Source organism: Desulfatiglans anilini DSM 4660 (assembly GCF_000422285.1).
GTDB lineage: Bacteria > Desulfobacterota > DSM-4660 > Desulfatiglandales > Desulfatiglandaceae > Desulfatiglans > Desulfatiglans anilini.
The window spans coordinates 1-1394 of record NZ_AULM01000101.1; the positions used below are offsets into that span (position 1 = coordinate 1).

The window sequence follows — 1394 nt, forward strand, 5'->3', positions numbered from 1 at the left end:
TCCCAAAGCCAGAATAATTCGACATCCGACCCCCTCTAGTCAAGCGTTTGTGAAAAATACGGCCCCTTCCCGACAGCATATTCTGCCAACCAACAGGCGGATAAAAAGTGGCGCCGGCTGTATGTCTCCGTCTTGGATCTGGGAACCAATACCGTCTCGGACGGCGAATTCTCGGGAGATTGGAATTTTTCCGGAGGAAACCTTTCCAATGTCGGCACGCTTTCCGCCGACAGCTACAACGGCCTGACTTTGTCTTCCGGTTCGGGAACCTTGGATCTGGGCAGTTATTCTCTGGTTCTTTCCGGCAACGCCAATTTGAACCAGCATCTGACCACCACTTCGTCTCCGACTTTTCTGACTCTCAATACCGGCCAAGGGGATTATGAATTATATGCGATGGACCAGAACGTTTTGAGTTCTTCTTCTCCGACTTTCAGTGGTTTGACGCTTTCCGGCGATCTTGCCTTGGGATCCAACACCTTGACCACCGACAATACCGATTTGGTTGCCAACTTGAATGCCGATCTGTTGGACGGCCAGCATGGCAGTTATTATTTGCCTAAAGCCAATGTTTCGGGAACGGATAACTATCTGGCCAAGTTCAACGGGACGGATGGGTTGGAAAGTTCGGTGATCTATGAAAGCGGAGGGAATATTGGTATCGGGACGGAGAGTCCGAAGGGTATTTTAGACATGAGACAGAATTCTGCTGCAAATATATATTTGGGAGATAATGATGCAGCAGGTTATGGAACAACTCAAGCAAAATTACACCTGGGCCGAACAGTAGCTTCGGGTTTTTCTGAATATGCTGAGATAGGATTTAATGTGGGATATTTAGATATTAAACAAATGACAGCCGCAGGAGATATTAGGTTTTTTACAAATAGTGATCAAAAGATGGTGATTCAACAAGGCGGCAACGTCGGTATCGGGACGACAAATCCGGGAGATAAATTAACAATTTTACCTTCCACAGGTCAGGGATTAACTATCAGAGAATCTGATGATGGTAACGATGCAGTAGTGCTTGATGGCTTTGCTGGAGGAGGTCATTTAAGTTTAATGAATGCAGGAACGGTAAATATTTTATTAAGAGGTAATGGTGGAGACAGTTATTTTAGTGCAGCAAGCGGCAACGTTGGGATTGGAACGACGGTGCCAGACACATTATTACATTTGTCTAAAACAGATGTTGGCTTTTTAACATTAGATAGAAGCGATGTTTCTGGAGGGAATTGGGAAATAGATGTTTTGCGTGTGGGAAGTGCTGATAGTAAATTGTTGATTAAGAGAGATTCAAATATACGAATGACAATAGACAACACCGGCAACGTCGGCATCGGGACGGTGGGGCCGGGGGCGAAGTTGGATGTTGCAAAAAGCACGGCGGG

At 45.9% G+C, this 1394-nt stretch carries 1 pseudogene; it reads left to right on the forward strand.

The annotated features are described in order from the left end of the window. Nucleotides 1–132: 132 nt before the first annotated feature. A pseudogene (locus tag H567_RS28905) lies at nucleotides 133–1394 on the forward strand (hypothetical protein); the annotation flags it as partial.